Source organism: Planomonospora sp. ID67723, assembly GCF_015711605.1.
Taxonomy (GTDB): Bacteria; Actinomycetota; Actinomycetes; order Streptosporangiales; family Streptosporangiaceae; genus Planomonospora_A.
Genome location: NZ_JABTEZ010000001.1, coordinates 1,134,473 through 1,153,915 on the forward strand (window position 1 = coordinate 1,134,473; position 19,443 = coordinate 1,153,915).

A 19,443-nucleotide genomic window follows, 5' to 3' on the forward strand; every position below is an offset into this window, starting at 1 on the left:
CTTCCGGGACCCGGCGCGACACCGGGTCCCGAGCCCCGTCAGCGGCTGCCGAGCTTCTCCACGATCAGCCGGTAGAGCTGCCGCGGGCGGCCCGGCTGGGGGGTGCGGTTCGGCGGAAGCGGCCACGCGAGTCCCTCGTCTACCAGCGTGCGCAGCAGTCGCCGTGCCGTACGTGAGGTGACGCCGAGCATCTTGCCCGCGCTCTCCGCGTCCACCACCGTGTCCCCGCTCTCCAGCTTGGCCGCCAGCCGGGCCAGCACCTCCACACCCTTGGGCTTCACCGGCCCGGTGCCGTGGGGAGGCATCCGGGGGGCCGGGATCAGCGCCCGGCCCTCACGGTCCACGGCGAAGCCCTGGGCCTGCTTGCCCGCCTGGGTGCGGGCCAGCGCGGCCCTGGCGTGCGCCTCGGCGTCGTGGGTGGTGCGGCCCATGCCGACGCCGACCTCCACCGCCAGGCCGAGCTCGTCGCGCACCCGCGCGGCGAACGGGAGCACCCGGAAGCCCTCGGTGGCCGAGGCCACCGAGCCCCGGGTCGCGGTGATCATGTAACTGTGGTCGTCGACCGCGGTCACCGTCGCGTTGATCCGGTTGGCCTCCTGGACCAGGAGGCGGTGCAGCGAGAGCCGGAGCTCGTCGCGCCAGTGCCGCGGCGCGGCCCGGCGGACCGGCTCGCGCAGCGTCGGCACCTCCACCAGGACCACGGTCAGCTGCGACTCCTCCAGCCGGTGGTGCGCGCCGAGGAGGGCGGCGGTGTGCAGCGCCGTGCGGACCGCCGCGGAGGTCGGGCGGATCCTGACCACCGGGACCTCCGTCGCGCGCAGGCGGTCGGCGACCGCGGGGAGGCAGGTGAGCGCCCCGGTGGTGCTGCCCTGCCGGGCCAGCCGCTCGTGGAAGGCCGCGATCGTGCCCGTGGCGCCCGGCTCGTCGCGGCTGTGCACGTGTTCGACCGGCAGACCCAGATCGGTGTAGGCCTCCTCGACGTCCGCCCGGTTCAGCACGTCCACGCTGACCCGGCGCGGGTCGATCCGGTCGTCCATCGCCGCCTTCGCCAGCGCGGCGATCAGCGCGGCCCCGCCGAGCTGGACGTACGTCGCCGGCATCGTCAGCACCCCCGACCTCCGGGCGAGGTCGTAGGGGACCGGGCTGGCGAACAGGCAGGCGTCCACGCCCGACCCCAGCCGGGTGACCTTGTCCGCGGCTTCCTGCTCATCACGGTAGGCGGCGGCCACGAGGCGGCAGGGCAGGGGCGCCGCCGCATGACCCATCAGCATCACTCGCTCGACGAGGTCATGGGGGCCCACCACACCGATAGTGAGGTCCGGTGTCATGGCACCCGGGCGTGACACTCGTGGAGCTTCTTCGGCCCGCTCGACCAATGTTCGTTCCCATCCTGCCGTCTGTTGATTTCGGCTCTCTTTTGGAACGATCGCGCGTTGGGGCCATAATGTCACGCCCGATTTGATGTCAATCCGCGGCCAACTTCCGGGAGTTAACCCTTAACTCCTCTGTTTACACTGGTCGGGACAGTTACCGCCGGGTTGAAACCGGTTCATTATGACGGTGAAATCTCCTGCGTCACATCGGCGCCCAGCGCCTGCATGCGCTCGGCCAGATATGCGTGGCCGCGGTCGATGAGATAACCCGACTCGATCACCGTTTCGCCCTCCGCGGCGAGGGCGGCGAGCACGAGGGCGATTCCGGAGCGCAGGTCGTGCGCGGTCACCTCGGTGCCCCGCAGCGGGGTCGCGCCGCGCACGACCGCGCTGTTCTCCTTGACCTCGATGTCGGCGCCCATCTTGTTGAGCTCCGAGGCCAGCGCGAACCGGCCGTCGAAGATGCGCTCGTGGATGTAGCTGGCGCCGTCGGCGAGGCAGGCGACCGCCATGATCGGCGACTGCAGGTCGGTGGCGAAGCCGGGGTAGGTGTCGGTGATCACGTTGATCGGGCGGAGCGGGCGGTCCCGCCGTACGTGGAGCACCGCGCCGTGGTCGGCGAACTCCACCCCCATCTGCTCCAGCTTGTAGCGGACCACGCCGAGGTGGTCCAGATCGGCGCCGACCAGGTTGACCTCGCCGCCGGTCATGGCCGCGGCCATGGCGAACACGCCCGCGTCGAGCCGGTCGGGCATCACGGTGTGCTCGACGGCGTGCAGCTCCTCCACGCCCTCCACGGTGATGAACCCGGTGCCGCCGCCGCTGATCTTCGCGCCCATCCGGGTGAGCATCTCGATGACGTCGAGGACCTCCGGCTCCAGGGCGGCGTTCTCGATCACGGTGGTGCCGCGCGCGAGGGCGGCCGCCATGATCAGGTTCTCGGTGCCGGTGTGCGAGGGGGTGTCCAGGTACAGGGTGGCGCCGGTGAACCCGGCGGCCTTGACGTGGATGACGGCGTCGCCCTCGTTCACCACGGCGCCCAGGCGCTTGTAACCCAGGTAGTGGAAGTCCAGGTTGCGGCTGCCCAGGTTGCAGCCGCCCACGCCCTCGATGATCGCCTCGCCGAGGCGGTGCAGCAGCGCGGGGACGAACAGGACGGAGCCGCGGAAGCGGCGGGCGATCTCGGCGGGCAGGATCGGGCTGCTCAGGCCGGAGGCGTCGATGACCAGGGTGCGCTCCTTCTCGTGGAGCTCGACCCTGGCGCCGATGGCCTCGGCCAGCTCCACCGCGCGCCGGACGTCCTCGATGATGGGGACGTTGCGCAGCACCGTGCGGCCCTTGGCGGCGAGCAGAGCCGCACCGATCATGGGCAGCACGGCGTTCTTCGCGCCTTGGATGAAGGCGGTTCCACGCAGTGCGTTGCCACCGTGCACGCGGTAACGGACCATGCGTCATGCTCCTTGGAGATGGAGAGGTGTGATTCGTACGCCGGGACGGCAGCCGGAGCGTCGGGCCAACAGTAGCCGTTACGCACCTTTCGGACCTGGCACTTCGGGGAGCAACTACCCCGGGAAGGACTGACCAGTCAGCTTCTCATAAGCCTCCACGTACCGGGCTCGGGTGCGCTCGACCACTTCGTCGGGCAGGGGCGGCGGGGCCTCGCCGGAGGCGCGGTCCCAGTCGGAGGCGGGGGAGGTGAGCCAGTCACGGACGTACTGCTTGTCGAAGGAGGGCTGCTGGCGGCCGGGCTCCCACTGGTCCAGCGGCCAGAACCGCGAGGAGTCGGGGGTCAGGACCTCGTCGCCGAGGGTCAGCGCGCCGTCGGCGTCCCAGCCCAGCTCGATCTTGGTGTCGGCCAGGATGATGCCCCGCTCCAGGGCGATCTCGGCGCCGCGCCGGTAGACCGCCAGGGTGATCCGGCGCAGCTCCTCGGCCACGTCGGCGCCGACCTCGTCCACGACCCGCTCGAAGCTGATCGGCTCGTCGTGCTCGCCGACGGCGGCCTTGGTCGAGGGGGTGAAGATCGGCTCGGGGAGCCGGGAGCCGTCCACCAGGCCGGGCGCCAGCCGCAGGCCGGAGACCTCGCCGTCGCGGCGGTAGTCGAGCAGACCGGAGCCGGTCAGGTAACCCCGCGCGACGCACTCCACCGGGACCATCCGCAGGGGTTTGCACAACACGCTGCGCCCGTCGGGTCCGGGGCCCACCACGTGGTTGGGGACCACGTCGGAGAGCTGCTCGAACCACCACAGCGACATCTGGGTGAGGATCGTGCCCTTGTCCGGGATGTCGGGGGTCAGGACATGGTCGAAGGCCGAGATGCGGTCCGAGGCGACCATCAGCAGCAGGCCGTCGTCGGTCTGGTACAGGTCGCGGACCTTGCCGGAGTGCAGGTGCTTCACAGGCCAAGTCTGCCAGGTGGTCTGGACCTTTCCGGCGGACGGGCCCGCGAACGGGACTGCGGGCCGGTCGCCCGCGCGGCCGTCGCCGTGCCGCGCGGGCGACCGCCGGCCGCCTCAGAGCGCCTGGGCGGCGATGTCGGTGCGGTGGTGGGAACCGCGCAGCCGGATGCGGCCGACCAGCTCGTAGGCGGCGGCGCGGGCCGCGGCCACGTCGCGACCGGTGCCGACCACGCTGAGCACGCGCCCGCCGCTGGAGACCACCCGGTCGCCGTCGAAGGCGGTCCCGGCGTGCAGCACGTAAGCCCCCTCGACCTCGTCGGCCAAGCCCTCGATCACGTCGCCCTTCACCGGGTCGGCCGGGTAGTCCTCGGCGGCGATCACCACGGTCACCGCCGCTCCGTCGCGGTAGGAGATCGGCCCGAACGCGCCGAGCGTGCCGTCGGCGCAGGCGAGCAGGAGGCCGGCGAGCGGGGTCTCGAGACGGTCCAGCACGACCTGGGTCTCCGGGTCGCCGAACCGGGCGTTGAACTCGATCACCTTCGGGCCCTTGGAGGTGAGGGCCAGGCCCACGTAGAGCACTCCGGTGTACGGCGTGCCGCGCCGGGCCAGCTCGGTCACGGTCGGGAAGACCGTCTCGGCCATGACCTGCTCGGTCAGGCCCTCGGGAGCCCACGGCAGCGGGGTGTAGGCGCCCATGCCGCCGGTGTTGGGGCCCTCGTCGCCGTCGTAGGCGCGCTTGTGGTCCTGGGCGGGCTGGAGCGGGACGGCGGTGGTCCCGTCGCAGAGCGCGAACAGCGAGACCTCCGGGCCGTCGAGGAACTCCTCGACGACGACCCGCCCGCAGGCGGCGGCGTGCCGGAGCGCCTCGTCGCGGTCGCCGGTGACCACCACGCCCTTGCCCGCCGCCAGCCCGTCGTCCTTGACCACGTACGGCGCACCGAACTCGTCCAGTGCGGCCGCGGTCTCCTCCGGGGTGAGGCAGGTGCGGGAGCGGGCGGTGGGCACGCCCGCGGCGGTCATGACGTCCTTGGCGAAGGACTTGGAGCCCTCGATCCGCGCGGCCTGCGCGGACGGCCCGAAGCAGGGCAGGCCCGCCTGCCTGACCGCGTCGGCGACCCCGGCCACCAGCGGCGCCTCGGGGCCGACCACGACCAGGTCCGCCCCCAGCTCCACGGCCAGGGCGGTGACCGCCGCCGGATCGGTCGGGGTCACCGGGTGGAGGGTCGCCACCTGCGCGATCCCGGCGTTTCCGGGAGCACAGTGGACCTCGGTGACCTGGGGGTCTGCCGCCAGCGACCGGCACAGGGCATGCTCACGCCCGCCGGATCCAATCACAAGAACGCGCACGCGGGAGAGCCTATCGGCCCCGGTCGCGCCGAGTTCGTCCACAGGCTGTGGAAAAAGATTCCGGTCGTCCGCGCGGAGGAGCGGCCGCCTGCCGGCGCGGCGGGTTCCGTGTGATCGTCGTGAAGCCGGGGGTACGCTGGAAGCCGTCCCCGCTTTCCTGTGGTAAATTCGGACGGCTTTGCGTGTCTCCTGCTGATTGGAGGTGGTTTGGGATGTCCTCTGGCGATCCCAGCAGTACGTGCTCGCGCACGCTGCCTGTGCGCACTCTCAACCACTCCACATCGGTGCCCGATCGGCCCCGCGCGCATTCCTGTTCGAACTGAGGTGACATCACGTCGCGCGTGGGAAAGGCCGAATCGGGCGGGAAGGCATGACATGCGCTCCTCGCTCCTTTTTCCCCGCATTAAGCACGCACGTACTGTTCGCGCCCCGCACGCCCCCGCCAGTTCGCTCCGCGACCGGCTGAACGGCACCTGCGTCGCGCCGAGCGACTCCCTCGTCGAGTACGCCGCCTACATCGGCGGCAAGAAGGTCGAGGCCCTGGGCATCCCCGACGCCCTGGAGCTCGTCCGGGCGCACAACGCGACCCGCGAGGGCGCCGACGGCTTCGTCTGGGTCGGCCTGCACGAGCCCGACGCCCCCGAGGTCGAGTGGCTGGCCGAGGTCTTCGACCTGCACCCGCTCGCCGTCGAGGACGCCGTCAAGGCCCACCAGCGCCCCAAGGTCGAACGCTACGACGACTCGCTCTTCGTGGTCCTGAAGACCATCGCCTATCTGGAGCACCCGGAGCTGACCGCGACCAGCGAGATCATCGGCACCGGCGAGATCATGGCGTTCGTCGGCCCCGACTTCGTGGTGACCGTGCGGCACGGCAGATACTGCCCGCTCTCGGAGGTGCGCGAGCGCCTGGAGGACAAGCCCAAGCTGCTCAGCCGCGGCCCGACCGGCGTGCTGCACGCCATCGCCGACCACGTCGTGGACAAGTACCTGCACGTGGCCGACGAGATGCAGGCCGAGCTGGAGGAGGTGGAGGCCATGGTCTTCGCCGACGTCAGCGCCCGCGACATCAGCCGCATCTACAACCTCAAGCGCGAGATGATCGAGATGAAGCGGGCCGTGACCCCGCTCCAGGCCCCGATGTCCACGCTCGCCCAGCGCCGGATGATCCCCTCCGAGATGCGCGAATACTTCCGCGACATCGTCGACCACCTCGCCCGGGTCTGCGAGCAGGTCGAGTCCTCCAACGAGCTGTGCAACTCCGTCCTGCAGGCCGCGCTCGCCCGCTCCAACGCCCTCGCCAACGAGGACATGCGGAAGATCTCCTCGTGGGTCGCGATCATGGCGGTCCCCACGATGATCGCCGGAATCTACGGGATGAACTTCACGCACATGCCGGAGATCGACTCCGTCTACGGCTACCCGATCGTGATCGGCGTCATGGTGATCGCCTGCTCGCTGCTCTACCGGGGCTTCCGCCGCAACGGCTGGATGTAGCGGGAGGCCGGTCGAGGGGCGGAGCCGGTCTCGCGCCGGACCCTCCGTCCCTCGGGCGCGGTACGGCTAGCCGCTCCCGGTCTGCGCGCGGACCATCCGCGTGTACAGCCCGTCCCGGTCGCGGAGCAGGTCCGGGCGGGTGCCCTGCTCCACGACCCGGCCTCCCTCCAGGGCGATGACGGTGTCGAACGCGTCGATCATGCCGAACCTGTGAGTGATCATCACGGTCGTGCGCCCCTCCCGGTCGGCCAGGACCGCCTCGACGACCGCCGCCTCGGTCAGCGGATCGAGCGCGGAGGTCGCCTCGTCGAGCACCAGCACGGGCGCGTCGGCCAGGAGCGCGCGGGCGAGGGCGACGCGCTGCCGCTCGCCGCCGGACAGCAGCGCTCCCCGCTCGCCCACCGACGCGTCGTAGCCGCCGGGGAGTTCGGTGATCCGGTCGTGGATCCGGGTGATCTCGCAGACGCGGACGAGCTCGTCCTTTGTGGCCGCGGGGGCTGCGTATCTGAGGTTGTCGGCGACCGACCCCTGGAAGAGGAAGGGCTCCTGTACGGCGATGCAGACCCGCTCGGGTACGGGCGCCCTGATCTCCGCGCCGTCCACCTGCACCGATCCCTCGGCCGGTGGGTGCAGTCCGGCGAGAAGATGGCCGAGGGTCGTCTTGCCGGACCCGCTCGGGCCGATGACGAGCGTGGCGGAGCCGGCCGGGATGTCGATGCTCACGTCGCACAACGCCGGGCGCTCCGTGCGGTCCGTTCCCGGATAGCGGAAGCCGGCCCGGCGGACGGTGAGCGCGCCGGGCCCGGGGCCGGGACTCCGCTGCGGCTCGCTCTCCGGCTGAAGGTCGAGATACTCGAAGACCCGGGCGAAGGCGCCCCGGACGGACCGGATCTCGGTGGAGATGTTCAGGATCTGCCACAAGGGCTGATAGATCCGCGCCTGCAGCACGGTGAAGGCGGCGAGCGTGCCCGGAGTCACGCCGTCCGTCAGGCCCGCCGTCAGGAACACCAGGTAGGGGGTCAGCACGAAGAAGACGTGTCCCGCGCTCAGCACCCCCTGCGCCACCAGCCCGGAGCGCACTCCCAGCCCCGCCAGCCGCTCGCTCTCCGCGCCGAAACGGGCGACCTCGCCGTCACGCCTGCCGTGCACCCTGGCCATGGTGACGCCGCCCAGGGACAACCGCTCGGCGACGATGGAGGCCAGCTCGGCCCGGACGCGCTGGCCGGCGGCCGACAGGTTCTCCAGCGCCCGCCCCGATCGGGAGGCGACCAGGAGGACGAGGGGTGAGAGCACCAGGGCGACGCTCGCGAGCACCGGGGACAGGACCACCATGGCACCCGCCGCGGCCACGAATCCGAACGCGCCGGCGAGCACCCCGGGCAGGGTGTCCTTGACCGCGTTCTCGATTTGAGCGGTGTCGCCGGCGAGCCGGGACTGGATCTCGCCGCCCCGTTCGGCGGCGAAGAAGGCGAGCGGCATGCGCTGCAGGAGGCCGAACATCTCCACCCGCAACGAGTGCACCACCCGCTGCGCGACGCGGGCCGACACCCAGGTCTGCCCGAGATCGACGGCGCCCACCGCACAGGCCGCCGTCGCCGCCAGCCCGGCGGTCGCGGCCAGCAGCGGCAGGTCCGGCCCGTCCGCGCCGAACAGCGCCCGGTCGAAGACCAGCTGGGTGAGCAGCGGGAGCGCGGCGTTCAGCGCGGAGTAGGCCACGATGAGCGCGGTGATGACGCAGACGGCCGGTTTGTACGGCAGGAACAGCCGTACGACCCTGCGCCAGGTCCCGGGGGCGGAGGAGGGCTTCGGATCGGAGCGGGGACGATCGCGCACGGCCGGACCTGTCCTTGTCTGGTGACGGGGAGGAGCCCCGCCCGCCCGGAGCCGGACGGGCGGGGCCCCACCTCAGTTGTCGGTGCAGCCGAAGTGCTTGATGCAGTGGGACAGCCGGAGCGCCTCGTTGACCGAGGGCTCGAGCTCCTGGAGCGCCTGCAGGTCCTCAACGTCGAAGGACATGGTCGTTCACCTCCTGGTGAGATGCCGGGAGCCGCTCTGTGCGGTCCCCGTCGCCGTCGCCGTCCCGGATGGGAGCGGCGAGTCTGGGGGCGTCATCCGTCATCCACAGCCGTGGGAGGCGGTGACGCAGCCGGAGGAGGAAGGCGAGGGTGCCCGCCGTTCCTCCGAGGAAGGTGGGGGAGAAGCGGTCGTCGAGCCCGGGGACGAGCAGCCGGCCGGAGTGGTCGGCCGCCCGGAGCTCCAGGCAGCCCGCCAGGTCCCGCGCCCACCGGCGGTAGCGGTCCTCACCGGTGAAGGCGGCCATGTCGAGCAGGAACTCGCCGTCGCCGGAGAGTCCGTGGCACGGCACCGTGCCGGACTGCCACCGGGTGCGGTGCACCGCCGTCGCCGCCCGGCGCGCGAGGTCCAGGGCGAGCGGGTCGCCGGTGGCGTTCCAGTACCGCACGAGAAAGGAGCCGACTCCGGACGATCCGCTGCACCAGTGCGGCCTGCGCGGGCGCGCCGTCTCCGGGTCGCCGCGCAGGGTCGGCCACCAGGCGGTGTCCCCGTCCTGCTCCGCGTACGCGCACAGGGCGCGGGCGATCTCGTCCACGGTCGCCGCCCAGTCCGGCCGGTCGAACTCCCGGCTCGCGTGCAGCAGCGCGGTCCCGATCCCGGCGATGCCGTGCGCGAAGCCGACGTGGTCGGCTCCGGCGAGGCCGGAGTCGAACGTCTCCGGCGTCGGCCACCGCGGGTGTCCGTCCAGGTGGGACCGGGCGTCGTGCAGGTTCTGGAACGTCTCGGCGGCGCGTTCCCGGAGCGCGGGGTCTCCCGACCGCAGCGCGACCCGCAGGACCGCCATGCCGCACCCGGCCAGCCCGTGGGTGACGTCGGGGCTGGGATGGTCCGTCGGAAGCAGGGCCGCGGCCCGCACCGCGAACCGTGCCAGTTCGGTGTCGCCCACGGCCGTCGCCGCGTCGTGCAGCGCCCAGACCGCTCCGGAGCGCCCGAAGTACAGGCCGGGCCGCCACAGGTTCTCCTCCTCCAGCCGCCGCCGCAGCCAGCCGGAGAGCGCGGTGACCGCGGTGGCCACCGCGGCCGCGGGGGGAACGGCGTCCGCGGCGGACGGCTCCGCCGCGGACAGGGCCTGGGTCAGGACGGCGAGGAATCCCGCCGCGCCGCCGTTCACCGAGCACGGGTCCACCTCGATCCCGTCGGCGGGATCGGACCAGGGCGAGGAGCCGCCGCCGCGCCGGTCCACGGCCGCCACCAGGTGCGCGATCCCGTCGCCGATCAACCGGTCGGTCCGGTGCGGGGGCGGGGCCGCACCCTCGTGGAAGGCCAGGTCCGAGGGGAGACCGGAGAGGAACCGCTCGCACCGCTCCAGCGACCAGCGCCGCTCCGGTTCCGCCGCGAGCAGTCCTTCCACGAGGGGCCGCAGCAGGGAGAGCGTGGGGTTGGACGCGGCCACCGCCGCGACCCCGCTGGGGCCCGGCGGTTCCAGGTGGGCGCCGACCGCCAGGAAGTACATCATCGCGCCGAGGCTGTAGAGGTCGGCACCCGGATCCGGCGCGGGCCGGAGCTCTCCGACGTGCCCGGCCGACTCCGGCGCCAGGTAACCCCTGGTACCGCCCACCATGATCACGGCGCCCGGCGCGGTCGCGTGCTCCAGGTCGATGAGCCGGAGTTCGCCGTCCGGCAGCAGCATCACGTTGTTCGGGGAGAGGTCGCGGAACACGTATCCCCGGCCGTGGACCGCCTTCAGCAGTCCGACCAGCCGCCGGGCGATCGGCAGGACCGCCGGCGCTCCGTTGCCGAACCCGCTGTCGCCCAGCGGTCCGGCGCCCCGGTCCGACCATCGCTGCAGGGTGATTCCGGGGAGGAACTCCTCGACGAGGAAGGCGTGCCCGCCCTGCTCGAAGAAGTCCACCACGGCCGGCACGGCGCCGGTGCCCGCGAGTCCCTCCAGGCAGGAGCGCTCTTCCGCTATCCGGTCCCGCGCGTCCCGGCCGCTCAGATCGGCGCACGCGTGCGGGCGGCCTTCCTTGACGGCCACCCGGTGCCCGGTCCTGGTGTCCTCGGCGAGATACACCCCGCCGCGGTTGGCATGCCGTACGGCTTCCCGCACGATGAACCGGTCGTTCAGCATGACCGCGGCCGCTCCGGGGCGCCGGCCCTTCGCCGGAGCCTCGAACGGGCAGACCGCGAACGGTGGCGGGGAGAAGCGCGGCTGCCGTTCGTCGAGGAGGAGCGCACCCTCGGGGGAGAGCAGCCGGATCTCGTAGAATCCGTCGTTGCCGAGCACTCTGTGCCCGCCGAAGGCGCCGTAGCGGTAGTGCACGATTCCGCCGGCCCGGAAAGGCCGGTCGGAGAGGATCACGGGTCCGGGCAGGCCCAGAGTCGCCTCGTCCAGGAGGGCGGCCAGGCGCACCGACTCGGCGTCGTCGCGCGGGTAGGCGGTGACGAACTTTCCGGCCTGTGCGCGACCACAGTGCGGTTCGAGGAGGGTCCAGTAGTCGTCCAGCCGGGCGGGGAACTTGAAGGCGCAACCGGCGGCGATCAGCACGTGCGCGACGCGGGAGAGCACCACGGGAGCGGAGAGCATGGTCGCCGACACGTGGAGCTTCCAGCCCTGGTCGGGCAGCGGATAAGCCTCCGGGGCGAGTTTGCACCAGAAGCCGTCCTCGGTGACCGACCAGTTCCGCGTACTCATGCGGCCGAGTTCGGCGGTCACGATGTCGCGCAATACGGAAGGGTCCTGCGGACGGGCTTTCACCTGGGCTCACTCTCGGTCGGCGCGGTTCTGCCGCGCGGGACGTTAAGAGCAGGCGAGTCCCGTCAGGGGTGTCCGGCGGGTCTCGCTGACCTCGGCCCTGACGTTTGTCGAGCGTTCTTGCAAATCACTTGTGATCTGCTTGACGGCCAGGTGAATATTTAATGGCCTATCCGAAATAAGTGATAATTCTACATAAATGCCGATAAAGGTCTTCGTGGAAACGCGGCGGCGCCGTTCCGGCAGCCGCGGAGAGGAGATCCGCGGGGAGCTCAGACGCCGGCGGGACGCCGCGCCCTGACCGGGGCGGGCAGGGGCAGGCCCCGGTCCGCCCAGAGGGCGCGCAGCCGGTCGGGGTAGTCGGTGACGATCCCGGCCACGCCCAGGTCCAGCAGCTCCGCCGCCCGGTCGGCCTCGTTGACCGTCCAGGCGGCCACCGGGAGCCCGGCCGCCTGCGCGCGCCGTACGAAGAGCTCGTCGACCAGCACGTGCTCGGGCGAGACCGTGGTGCCTCCGGCCGCCGCCGCGGCGGCCGGGACGTCGCCGCCGAAGTCCTCGAGGCGGAGGCCGTCCAGCCAGACGCTGTCCATCGTGTCCGACTCGATCAGGGCGTAGCGCTGGGTCGCCGGGGCCAGCTCCCGTGCGATCCGCAGGATGCGCCAGTCGAAGCTGAGGATCGCCGCGCCGCCGAGCCGGCCGTACAGGTCGAGCTCGGCGACCACCATCTCGGTGAGCTCGCGCGGGTCGGCCGAGAGGTCCGGCCGGGTCGGGTCGGACTTGAGCTCCACGTGCAGCCGCACGCCGTCGGCCCCGTAGGCGTCCACCAGGCCGAGCACGGCCCCCAGCGTCGGCATCCGGGTGTCGGGGACCGGGACCTGGGTCGCGGCGAAGCGGTCGTCGGGGTGTTGCGGCAGCCGTACGCCGCACTCGAGGGTGCGCAGCTGGGCCAGGGTGAGCTGGCCGACCGGCAGGCCCACATAGGGGTAGAGCGGGTCGCCGGGGAAGGCCGGGCGGGTGTCGGCGCTGGTCACCGCGGAGACGGTGAGGTCGTGGGTGAGCACCAGACGCCGGTCGGCCGTCAGCGCGACGTCGAACTCCAGCGCGTCGACACCCAGCTCGAGCGCGTGGGTGAGACCGGGCAGCGTGTTCTCCGGACGGAGCCCGCGGGCTCCCCGGTGACCGTGAATCTCGACATGCACACAGGGACCATACCGACACCGGGCGCCGATCCCCCGGTACGGCTCGCCCGGGAGCGGGCCGTACCGGGGGATCGGGTCAGATCAGCGGGCGGAGCTGGAGGGTCTCCGTGCGGCCGGGGCCGACGCCGATGGCGGAGATCGGGGCGCCGCTCATCTCCTCCAGCGCCTTGACGTAGGCGCGGGCGTTGGCGGGCAGGTCCTCGAAGGACTTCGCGCCGGAGATGTCCTCCTGCCAGCCGGGGAACTCCTCGTAGACCGGCGTGGCGTGGTGGAAGTCCGTCTGGGTCATCGGGATCTCGTCGTGGCGCACGCCGTCGACCTCGTAGGCGACGCAGACGGGGATCTTCTCCAGGCCGGACAGCACGTCCAGCTTGGTGAGGAAGAAGTCGGTGACGCCGTTGATCCGGGTGGCGTAGCGGGCGATGACCGCGTCGAACCAGCCGCAGCGGCGGTTGCGGCCGGTGGTCACGCCGTACTCGCCGCCGGTGGTGCGCAGCCAGTCGCCCATCTCGTCCTCCAGCTCGGTGGGGAACGGGCCGGAGCCGACGCGGGTGGTGTACGCCTTGAGGATGCCGATCACGCGGGTGAGGCGGGTCGGCGGGATGCCCGCGCCGGAGCAGGCGCCGCCCGAGGTGGGCGAGGAGGAGGTGACGAACGGGTAGGTGCCGTGGTCGATGTCGAGCAGGTTGCCCTGACCGCCCTCCAGCAGCACGACCTTGCCCTCGTCCAGCGCCCGGCTCAGGATCAGCGAGGTGTCGGCGATGTGCGGGCGCAGGCGCTCGGCGTAGCCGAGGTACTCCTCCAGGACCTGGGCCGGGTCGAGCCCGCGGCGGTTGTAGATCTTGGTGAGGATCTGGTTCTTCTCGTTGAGGGCGACCTCGATCTTCTTCTGCAGGATGCCCGGGTCGAGCAGGTCCTGCACCCGCACGCCCATCCGGTAGATCTTGTCGCCGTAGGCGGGGCCGATGCCCCGGCCCGTCGTGCCGATCTTGGCCTTGCCGAGGTAGCGCTCGCTGACCTTGTCGATGGCCTTGTGGTGGGGCATGATCAGGTGCGCGTTGGCGGAGATCAGCAGCCGCTCGGAGGAGACCCCGCGGGCCTCGAGGCCCTCGATCTCGCTCAGCAGCACGCCGGGGTCGACGACGACGCCGTTGCCGATGACCGGGATGACGTTCGGCGAGAGCACTCCCGTCGGCAGGAGGTGCAGGGCGTACTTCTGGTCGCCGATGACGACCGTGTGGCCCGCGTTGTTGCCGCCCTGGTATCTGACGACGTAGTCAACCTGGTCGCCGAGCAGGTCGGTGGCCTTACCCTTGCCCTCGTCGCCCCACTGGGCGCCGAAGAGAACGACAGCCGGCATCGTTAGTCTCCCACTGCAAAAACGAAAACCCCTGGCGCAATCGCGACAGGGGCTCTTGCGTGGAGAGAATACCCGACCGGGCCGGGAGCGGGGATCTCCCCCCTCCCGGGAGGAGATCCCGCCAGGTCAGCGGCCGGCCAGCTCGTCCGCGGCGTCGGTGCTGGAGTCGCGCAGGAACGACATGCAGCGCTCGGCCTCGTCCTTCTCGCCGATGGCCTGGGCGGCCCGGAAGAGCGCGAACAGGCAGCGCAGGAAGCCGCGGTTGGGCTCGTGATCCCAGGGGATCGGGCCGTGGCCCTTCCACCCGGCGCGGCGCAACTGGTCCAGCCCCCGGTGGTAGCCGGTGCGGGCGAACGCGTACGACGTCACGGCGTGCCCGGCGGCGAAGTACTCGTCCGCGAGCGTGGCCCAGGCCGCGGGATAGGCGGGGAAGCGCGCGGCGACGTCGGAGGCCTGGGCGCCGGCCTCCATCGCCTCCCTGGCCTCGGCCATGTCCGGCAGCCGGGTGGGCGGCGGTCCGGCGAGCAGGTTCTCGTGCGAATCCATCATTCTCCTAGCGAGGGGACTGCCGGGTTCACCGCGGCGAGGGCCGTCGCCGCGCCGCGGTCGTGTCTTGTCCTGTGCACCCGGACCGGTCCCGGGACGCCCGGGACCGGAAGGCGCGGCTCAGGCGAGCTTGGTGCCCGCGGACTTCAGGTGCCGGCACGCCTCCACGACACGGGCAGCCATGGACGCCTCGGCGGCCTTGCCGTACGAGCGGGGGTCGTAGGCCTTCTTGTTGCCGACCTCGCCGTCCACCTTGAGCACGCCGTCGTAGTTGGCGAACATGTGCGCGGCGATCGGGCGGGTGAAGGCGTACTGGGTGTCGGTGTCGATGTTCATCTTGATCACACCGTAGGAGATCGCCTCGTGGATCTCCTCCAGCAGCGAGCCGGAGCCGCCGTGGAAGACCAGGTCGAACGGCTTCTCCTTGCCGTACTTGGCGCCGACGGCGTCCTGGATCTCCTTGAGCACACTCGGGCGGAGCTTGACGTGACCCGGCTTGTAGACGCCGTGCACGTTGCCGAAGGTCGCGGCGAGCATGTAACGGCCCTGGTCGCCGACGCCCACGGCCTCGGCGGTCGCGATGGCGTCCTCGGCGGTGGTGTAGAGCTTCTCGTTGATCTCCCCGACGACGCCGTCCTCCTCGCCGCCGACGACGCCGATCTCCATCTCCATGATGATCTTCGCCCGCGCGCACTTCTCCAGGAGCTCCTTGGCGATCTCAAGGTTCTCCTCCAGCGGTACGGCGGAGCCGTCCCACATGTGGGACTGGAAGAGCGGGTCCTGCCCCTTCGCCACCCGCTCCAGGGAGATGTCGATCAGCGGCCGCATGAAGCCGTCGAGCCTGTCCTTGGGGCAGTGGTCGGTGTGCAGCGCGACCGTCACGGGGTATTTCTCCGCGACGATGCGGGCGTACTCCGCCAGCGCCACGGAACCGGTCACCATGTCCTTCACCGTGGTGCCCGAGAGGAACTCGGCGCCTCCGGTGGAAACCTGGACGATGCCGTCGCTCTCCGCCTCGGCGAAGCCGCGCAGCGCGGCGTTCAGGGTCTGGGACGAGGTCACGTTGATCGCCGGATAGGCGAAACCGCCCGCCTTGGCGCGGTCGAGCATCTCGGCGTAGACCTCTGGAGTGGCGATGGGCATCGGTGTCATCTCCCTGAGACGGCTGGTGCGGGTCAGTAGGGCGGACGGAGCCTGGCAGGGCACAGCCCTGCGGCCAGTATTCCTGGTTCCCTCCCGGCCCGGTAGCTGCGCCGCAGGTTCGACCCGGGCGAAACGATGGGGTGGTCGTGAAATTCCTTCACCTACCGCTAACCTCCACTGTGTGGGACGCCACAGGTCTGATCCGATGGGTATCGCACGCCTCGCGCTCGCCGTGCTGGCGGTACTGGCGCTGCTCTCCCTGATCGTGCTCGGGATCCTCTCGCTGGTCGGCGCGCTCGACGCGGAGCCCGAGCAGGGTTCCTCCGCCGCGCCCGCGTCCGGATCCTCTTCCGCCGCGTCCGGCCCCCCCGCCGGGGGCGGGGGGGCTCCCACGGTGCGCGTCGAGTGCGCCCAGGAGCGCTGCCCCAAGGTCTTCCTCAAGGTCGCCGGCGGCGACGTGCTGTTCGACCGGGAGATGACCCGCGGGGAGGTGGCCCAGTCGTCCGAGGAGAAGGTGGACGTCGTGCTGACCGACTCCTCGGCCGTCCAGGTGCAGGAGAACGGCGCCGCGCGTCCCCCGGGGAAGGCCGGGGAACGGCAGGAGTTCACGGTCACCCGGAAGTAGGCGGTCACCCGGAAGTAGGCGGGCCCGCCCGGGCGGTCAGTCCAGGTCGAGGTCCTTCAGGGTGTAGGCGGTCAGGTACGGCAGCCCGGCCCCGGCGATGGCGGAGGCGGCGCCCCGGTCCACGATCGTGGCCACCGCCACGACCTCCGCGCCCGCCTCGCGCAGGGCCTCCACCGCGGTCAGCGGAGAGCCCCCGGTCGTGGAGGTGTCCTCCACCGCCAGCACCCGGCGCCCGGCGACGTCCGGTCCTTCGATCCGGCGCTGCATGCCGTGGGCCTTGGCCGCCTTGCGCACCACGAACGCGTCGAGCGTGCGGCCCCGCGCCGCCGCGGCGTGCAGCATGGCCGTGGCCACCGGGTCGGCGCCCAGGGTCAGCCCGCCCACGGCGTCGTAGTCGAGATCCTCGGTGAGGTCCAGCATGACCCGGCCCACCAGCGGCGCGGCCTGACCGTCCAGGGTCACCCTGCGCAGGTCGATGTAGAAGTCCGCCTCCTTGCCCGAGGAGAGCACGACCTTGCCGTGGACGACGCCCTTGTTCTTGATCTGGGTCAGCAGGTTCTCGCGATCGCTCATGGGACCAAGGTTAGGACCGCCCCGCCGTACCCCCGATCCGGCCCGGCCGGACGGCTCCCCGGCCCGCGGGGACCGCCGGGCCGCACCGGGGTCGCGCCGTCGCCACAGGTAAAGGCCGGACTCCGGTTTAGCCACGCACCGGAGTGCGGAATGAACCGGCGTGGCAACGGTGAGTAATTATGAGGTCACAATGAGTATGGAAGTGCCCCAAGGCGACGCAGGGCTGCTCGCGGCGATCCGGAGCGGGAACGCGGCGGCCTACGTCGGCCTCTACGAGCGGCACGCCTCCGCGGCCCGGGCCCTGGCCCGGGCGCTCGTCCATGACCCGGCCGAGGCCGAGGACGTCGTGGCGGAGACGTTCACCAGGATGCTCGACCTGATCAGGCGGGACGGAGGTCCCCGGGAGGCGTTCCGCGTCCACCTGCTGACCGCGCTCCGCCGTACGGTCCACGAACGCAGCCGGGGCGGCAGGGGCGGCGAGGCGGAGATCGAGCTGTTCGACCCCGGAGTGCCCTTCGTCGACCCCGCGCTGACCGGTCTGGAGCGCTCGCTGGTCGCCCGGTCCTTCCTGTCGTTGTCCGAGCGGTGGCAGCTCGTCCTGTGGCACGTCGAGGTCGAGGAAGCCGGGTTCGCCGAGGTCGCCCCGATGCTCGGCGCGCCGGCCGACAGCGTGGAGGCGGTCTCGTACCAGGCGCTGGAGGCGCTGCGCCAGGCCTGCCTGCGCACGCACCTGGCAGAGACGCCCGCGGAGGACTGCCGTTCGGTGCTGGCCAAGATGGGCGCCTACGTCCGGGGCGGCCTGGCCAAGCGGGAGAGCAAGCTCGTCGAGCGGCACGTGGAAGGCTGCACCGACTGCCGCGTCGTGTTCATGGAGCTGGCCGACGTCAGCCAGGGCATGCGCGTGATCGTCGGCCCTCTCATCGCCGGCCCGGCCCTGGGCGTGTACCTCATGGCGCTGAACAGGGGCGGCCTGGCGGGCGGGTTCCTCGGCACGGTGATCGGCTGGGGGCGGGAACCGGAAAGACGCGGGCGGTTCGCCGCGTCGGCCGGGGCCGTCGTCGCGTTCGCCACGGCGGTGGCGCTCGTGCTGATGATGGTGGCCGATCCGGTGATCCGCGGGCCCGTTACGGACCCCACCCCGATACCCGCTCCGATCGTCGCGCAGCCCGACCCCCTCCCCGAGGCCCCGCCACCCGTGCCGGAGCCGCGCAGATCCGCGGTCGCGATCCCGCCGCCCGAGCGGAACACGAGGCCGGCGCGCGGTCCCGCGCCCGTGCCGCGCCTGGTCGCCAGCATCAACGCGCTCGGCGCGCTGGTCAGGTCCGAGCCCGGCATGGTGGCGGTACGGCTGCGCAACGCCGGGAGCGGTCAGAGCGCGGAGATCGTCGCGCGGATCGGCCTGCCGCCGGGAGTGATGCTGCCGCCCGCCGCGCGCAGGGGCCGGGCGTCCGCCGCGACCGCGCCCGTCCCGATGGCGGGAGCCGCCGGTGGGGGGCGACCCGCCGGCACGGTCGACGGCTGGTCCTGCCGGGCCGTGAAGGTGGGCGCGCGCTGCTTCCGCGGCCCGCTGCCCCCCGGCCGGTCCACCGCGGTCTTCCTCAGGGTCATGGTCTCGCCCCGGGCGGCCGAGGGCGCGCCGCTCTCGGTCCGGGTCAGCGGCGCGGGCGCGAAGGTGACCGCCACGTCGGCGAGCGGGGTGCAGGACGCCGGAGCCCCGGCGCGCTTCGCCACCGACGGCCGGGTGGTCACCTCGGCGATCGGCAACACCCTTCTGGCGCCTGAGGGCCCGCCCGCCCACCGCCGGCCCGGGGGGGCGGGGCGGCAGGCAGGCGACGGGCCGCAGGCGCCGCGCCTCCTCGACCAGGACCGGGACCCGTCCACGGGGAGTTCGAGCGCGGCGCGGCTGGCGCTGCCGGCGCGGAGCCGGATCGTCTGGGCGGGGCTCTACTGGTCGGGGGGCGCGCCCGCCGCCGGGCCGGTCAAGTTCAGGGTTCCCGGGAAAGAGGGCTACCGGCTGGTGAGGGCCTCGCGGACGGCGGAGGGAAGGCTGCCGTCCGGCCGGGTGTACCAGGCGTTCGCCGAGGTGACCCGGCTGGTGAGCCGGCTCCGGGGGCGTTACTGGGTGGCCGACGTGCCGATGGGCAAGGGGCCCGCCCGGCACGCCGGATGGAGCCTGGTGGTCATCGCGGCCGACCCGCGCCGGCCGTACAGCCGGACCGTCGTCGTCGACACCGTCACCGTGGTGGATCGGGGAAGCCCGGCGCGGATCCCGCTGGACGGACTGACGCCCGCCGCCGCACCCGCCCGGATGGATCTGGTGGCCTGGGGCGGCGCGGCCGGGGTCAGGGGCGACCGGGTGAAGCTCGGACGAGGCCGCGCGCTCCGGCCGGTGAGCGGCGGGCGGGACCCGGGCGACGCCTTCGACGGCTCGGCGACCGGGGCGCTGGGAACGGGCGCCACCCTCGGCGTGGACGTCGACGGGTTCCGCGCGCTCCTCGGCGGGAGGCCCGTGCTCAAGGTGAGCGCCCGGCGCGGATCCGTGATCTTCGGAGTGGCCGTCGTCAACGTGCAGGCCCGTTCGTAATGAACGGCCTCAGGAACGGGACAAACTGGTAC

Annotated in this window: 13 protein-coding genes and 1 pseudogene; 3 read left to right on the forward strand and 11 right to left on the reverse strand. The window is 72.2% G+C overall.

Going from position 1 to position 19,443, the window contains the following annotated elements; translation table 11 throughout:
* Nucleotides 1-38: 38 nt before the first annotated feature.
* The 4 genes and pseudogenes from HS041_RS05415 to purD all read right to left on the reverse strand — a co-directional run bounded on the left by HS041_RS05415 (nt 39) and on the right by purD (nt 5,119).
* The gene (locus HS041_RS05415; protein ID WP_196439385.1) at nt 39-1,328 is read right to left on the reverse strand and encodes a GTP cyclohydrolase IIa; all 1,290 of its coding nucleotides are present in this window, start codon (nt 1,326-1,328) and stop codon (nt 39-41) included.
* 224 nt (nt 1,329-1,552) lie between these two features.
* Nucleotides 1,553-2,821: a UDP-N-acetylglucosamine 1-carboxyvinyltransferase gene (gene murA, locus HS041_RS05420; protein WP_196439386.1), complete on the reverse strand. Its 1,269-nt coding sequence runs from the start codon at nt 2,819-2,821 to the stop codon at nt 1,553-1,555.
* 114 nt (nt 2,822-2,935) lie between these two features.
* Nucleotides 2,936-3,775, reverse strand: a pseudogene (locus HS041_RS05425) (phosphoribosylaminoimidazolesuccinocarboxamide synthase); the annotation flags it as partial.
* A 111-nt stretch (nt 3,776-3,886) separates the two neighbouring features.
* The gene (gene purD / locus HS041_RS05430; protein WP_196439388.1) at nt 3,887-5,119 is read right to left on the reverse strand and encodes a phosphoribosylamine--glycine ligase; all 1,233 of its coding nucleotides are present in this window, start codon (nt 5,117-5,119) and stop codon (nt 3,887-3,889) included.
* A gap of 375 nt (nt 5,120-5,494) precedes the next feature.
* Between purD and corA the strand changes: the two genes are divergently transcribed.
* On the forward strand, nt 5,495-6,613 hold the full coding sequence (gene corA / locus HS041_RS05435; RefSeq protein ID WP_196439389.1) for a magnesium/cobalt transporter CorA: 1,119 nt from the start codon (nt 5,495-5,497) through the stop codon (nt 6,611-6,613).
* Between the two features lie 66 nt (nt 6,614-6,679).
* Here the strand turns inward: corA and HS041_RS05440 are convergent, their stop codons facing one another.
* The 6 genes from HS041_RS05440 to fbaA all read right to left on the reverse strand — a co-directional run bounded on the left by HS041_RS05440 (nt 6,680) and on the right by fbaA (nt 15,638).
* On the reverse strand, nt 6,680-8,446 hold the full coding sequence (locus tag HS041_RS05440; RefSeq protein ID WP_196439390.1) for an ABC transporter ATP-binding protein: 1,767 nt from the start codon (nt 8,444-8,446) through the stop codon (nt 6,680-6,682).
* Nucleotides 8,447-8,612: 166 nt separating this feature from the next.
* Complete coding sequence (gene lanL, locus HS041_RS05445) at nt 8,613-11,321, reverse strand: class IV lanthionine synthetase LanL (RefSeq protein ID WP_196439391.1); 2,709 nt, start codon at nt 11,319-11,321, stop codon at nt 8,613-8,615.
* A 332-nt stretch (nt 11,322-11,653) separates the two neighbouring features.
* On the reverse strand, nt 11,654-12,580 hold the full coding sequence (locus HS041_RS05450) for a glycerophosphodiester phosphodiesterase family protein (protein ID WP_196439392.1): 927 nt from the start codon (nt 12,578-12,580) through the stop codon (nt 11,654-11,656).
* Between the two features lie 76 nt (nt 12,581-12,656).
* Nucleotides 12,657-13,940, reverse strand: coding sequence for an adenylosuccinate synthase (locus HS041_RS05455; RefSeq protein WP_196439393.1), 1,284 nt, complete (start codon nt 13,938-13,940; stop codon nt 12,657-12,659).
* A gap of 126 nt (nt 13,941-14,066) precedes the next feature.
* Nucleotides 14,067-14,486 carry a DUF3151 domain-containing protein gene (locus HS041_RS05460; protein WP_196440788.1) on the reverse strand — a complete coding sequence of 140 codons (420 nt, stop codon included), beginning with the start codon at nt 14,484-14,486 and terminating at the stop codon, nt 14,067-14,069.
* A 120-nt stretch (nt 14,487-14,606) separates the two neighbouring features.
* Nucleotides 14,607-15,638 (reverse strand): class II fructose-bisphosphate aldolase, encoded by a 1,032-nt coding sequence (gene fbaA, locus HS041_RS05465; protein ID WP_255529545.1) that lies wholly within the window; start codon nt 15,636-15,638, stop codon nt 14,607-14,609.
* 196 nt (nt 15,639-15,834) lie between these two features.
* On the opposite strand from fbaA, the gene HS041_RS05470 reads away from it, so the two are divergent.
* Entirely contained in the window at nt 15,835-16,254 is a 420-nt protein-coding gene (locus tag HS041_RS05470) for a hypothetical protein (RefSeq protein WP_196439395.1), read from the forward strand.
* A 36-nt stretch (nt 16,255-16,290) separates the two neighbouring features.
* On the opposite strand, the gene pyrE is transcribed toward HS041_RS05470, so the two are convergent.
* A complete protein-coding gene (gene pyrE, locus HS041_RS05475; RefSeq protein ID WP_196439396.1) occupies nt 16,291-16,827 on the reverse strand; it encodes an orotate phosphoribosyltransferase in 537 nt (178 codons plus the stop codon).
* Between the two features lie 196 nt (nt 16,828-17,023).
* On the opposite strand from pyrE, the gene HS041_RS05480 reads away from it, so the two are divergent.
* Nucleotides 17,024-19,411, forward strand: a complete 2,388-nt coding sequence (locus HS041_RS05480) for a sigma factor (RefSeq protein WP_196439397.1) — start codon at nt 17,024-17,026, stop codon at nt 19,409-19,411.
* The last annotated feature ends 32 nt before the right edge of the window (nt 19,412-19,443 follow it).

What these genes read in the sequence shown, in the direction of transcription:
- lanL (WP_196439391.1), bottom strand. Translation starts at nt 11,321, where the DNA reads ATGAGTACGCGGAACTGGTCGGTCACCGAGGACGGCTTCTGGTGCAAA.
- HS041_RS05480 (WP_196439397.1), top strand. Translation starts at nt 17,024, where the DNA reads ATGGAAGTGCCCCAAGGCGACGCAGGGCTGCTCGCGGCGATCCGGAGC.
- HS041_RS05415 (WP_196439385.1), bottom strand. Translation starts at nt 1,328, where the DNA reads ATGACACCGGACCTCACTATCGGTGTGGTGGGCCCCCATGACCTCGTC.
- corA (WP_196439389.1), top strand. Translation starts at nt 5,495, where the DNA reads ATGCGCTCCTCGCTCCTTTTTCCCCGCATTAAGCACGCACGTACTGTT.
- HS041_RS05460 (WP_196440788.1), bottom strand. Translation starts at nt 14,486, where the DNA reads ATGGATTCGCACGAGAACCTGCTCGCCGGACCGCCGCCCACCCGGCTG.
- murA (WP_196439386.1), bottom strand. Translation starts at nt 2,821, where the DNA reads ATGGTCCGTTACCGCGTGCACGGTGGCAACGCACTGCGTGGAACCGCC.
- fbaA (WP_255529545.1), bottom strand. Translation starts at nt 15,638, where the DNA reads ATGACACCGATGCCCATCGCCACTCCAGAGGTCTACGCCGAGATGCTC.
- HS041_RS05455 (WP_196439393.1), bottom strand. Translation starts at nt 13,940, where the DNA reads ATGCCGGCTGTCGTTCTCTTCGGCGCCCAGTGGGGCGACGAGGGCAAG.
- pyrE (WP_196439396.1), bottom strand. Translation starts at nt 16,827, where the DNA reads ATGAGCGATCGCGAGAACCTGCTGACCCAGATCAAGAACAAGGGCGTC.
- HS041_RS05470 (WP_196439395.1), top strand. Translation starts at nt 15,835, where the DNA reads ATGGGTATCGCACGCCTCGCGCTCGCCGTGCTGGCGGTACTGGCGCTG.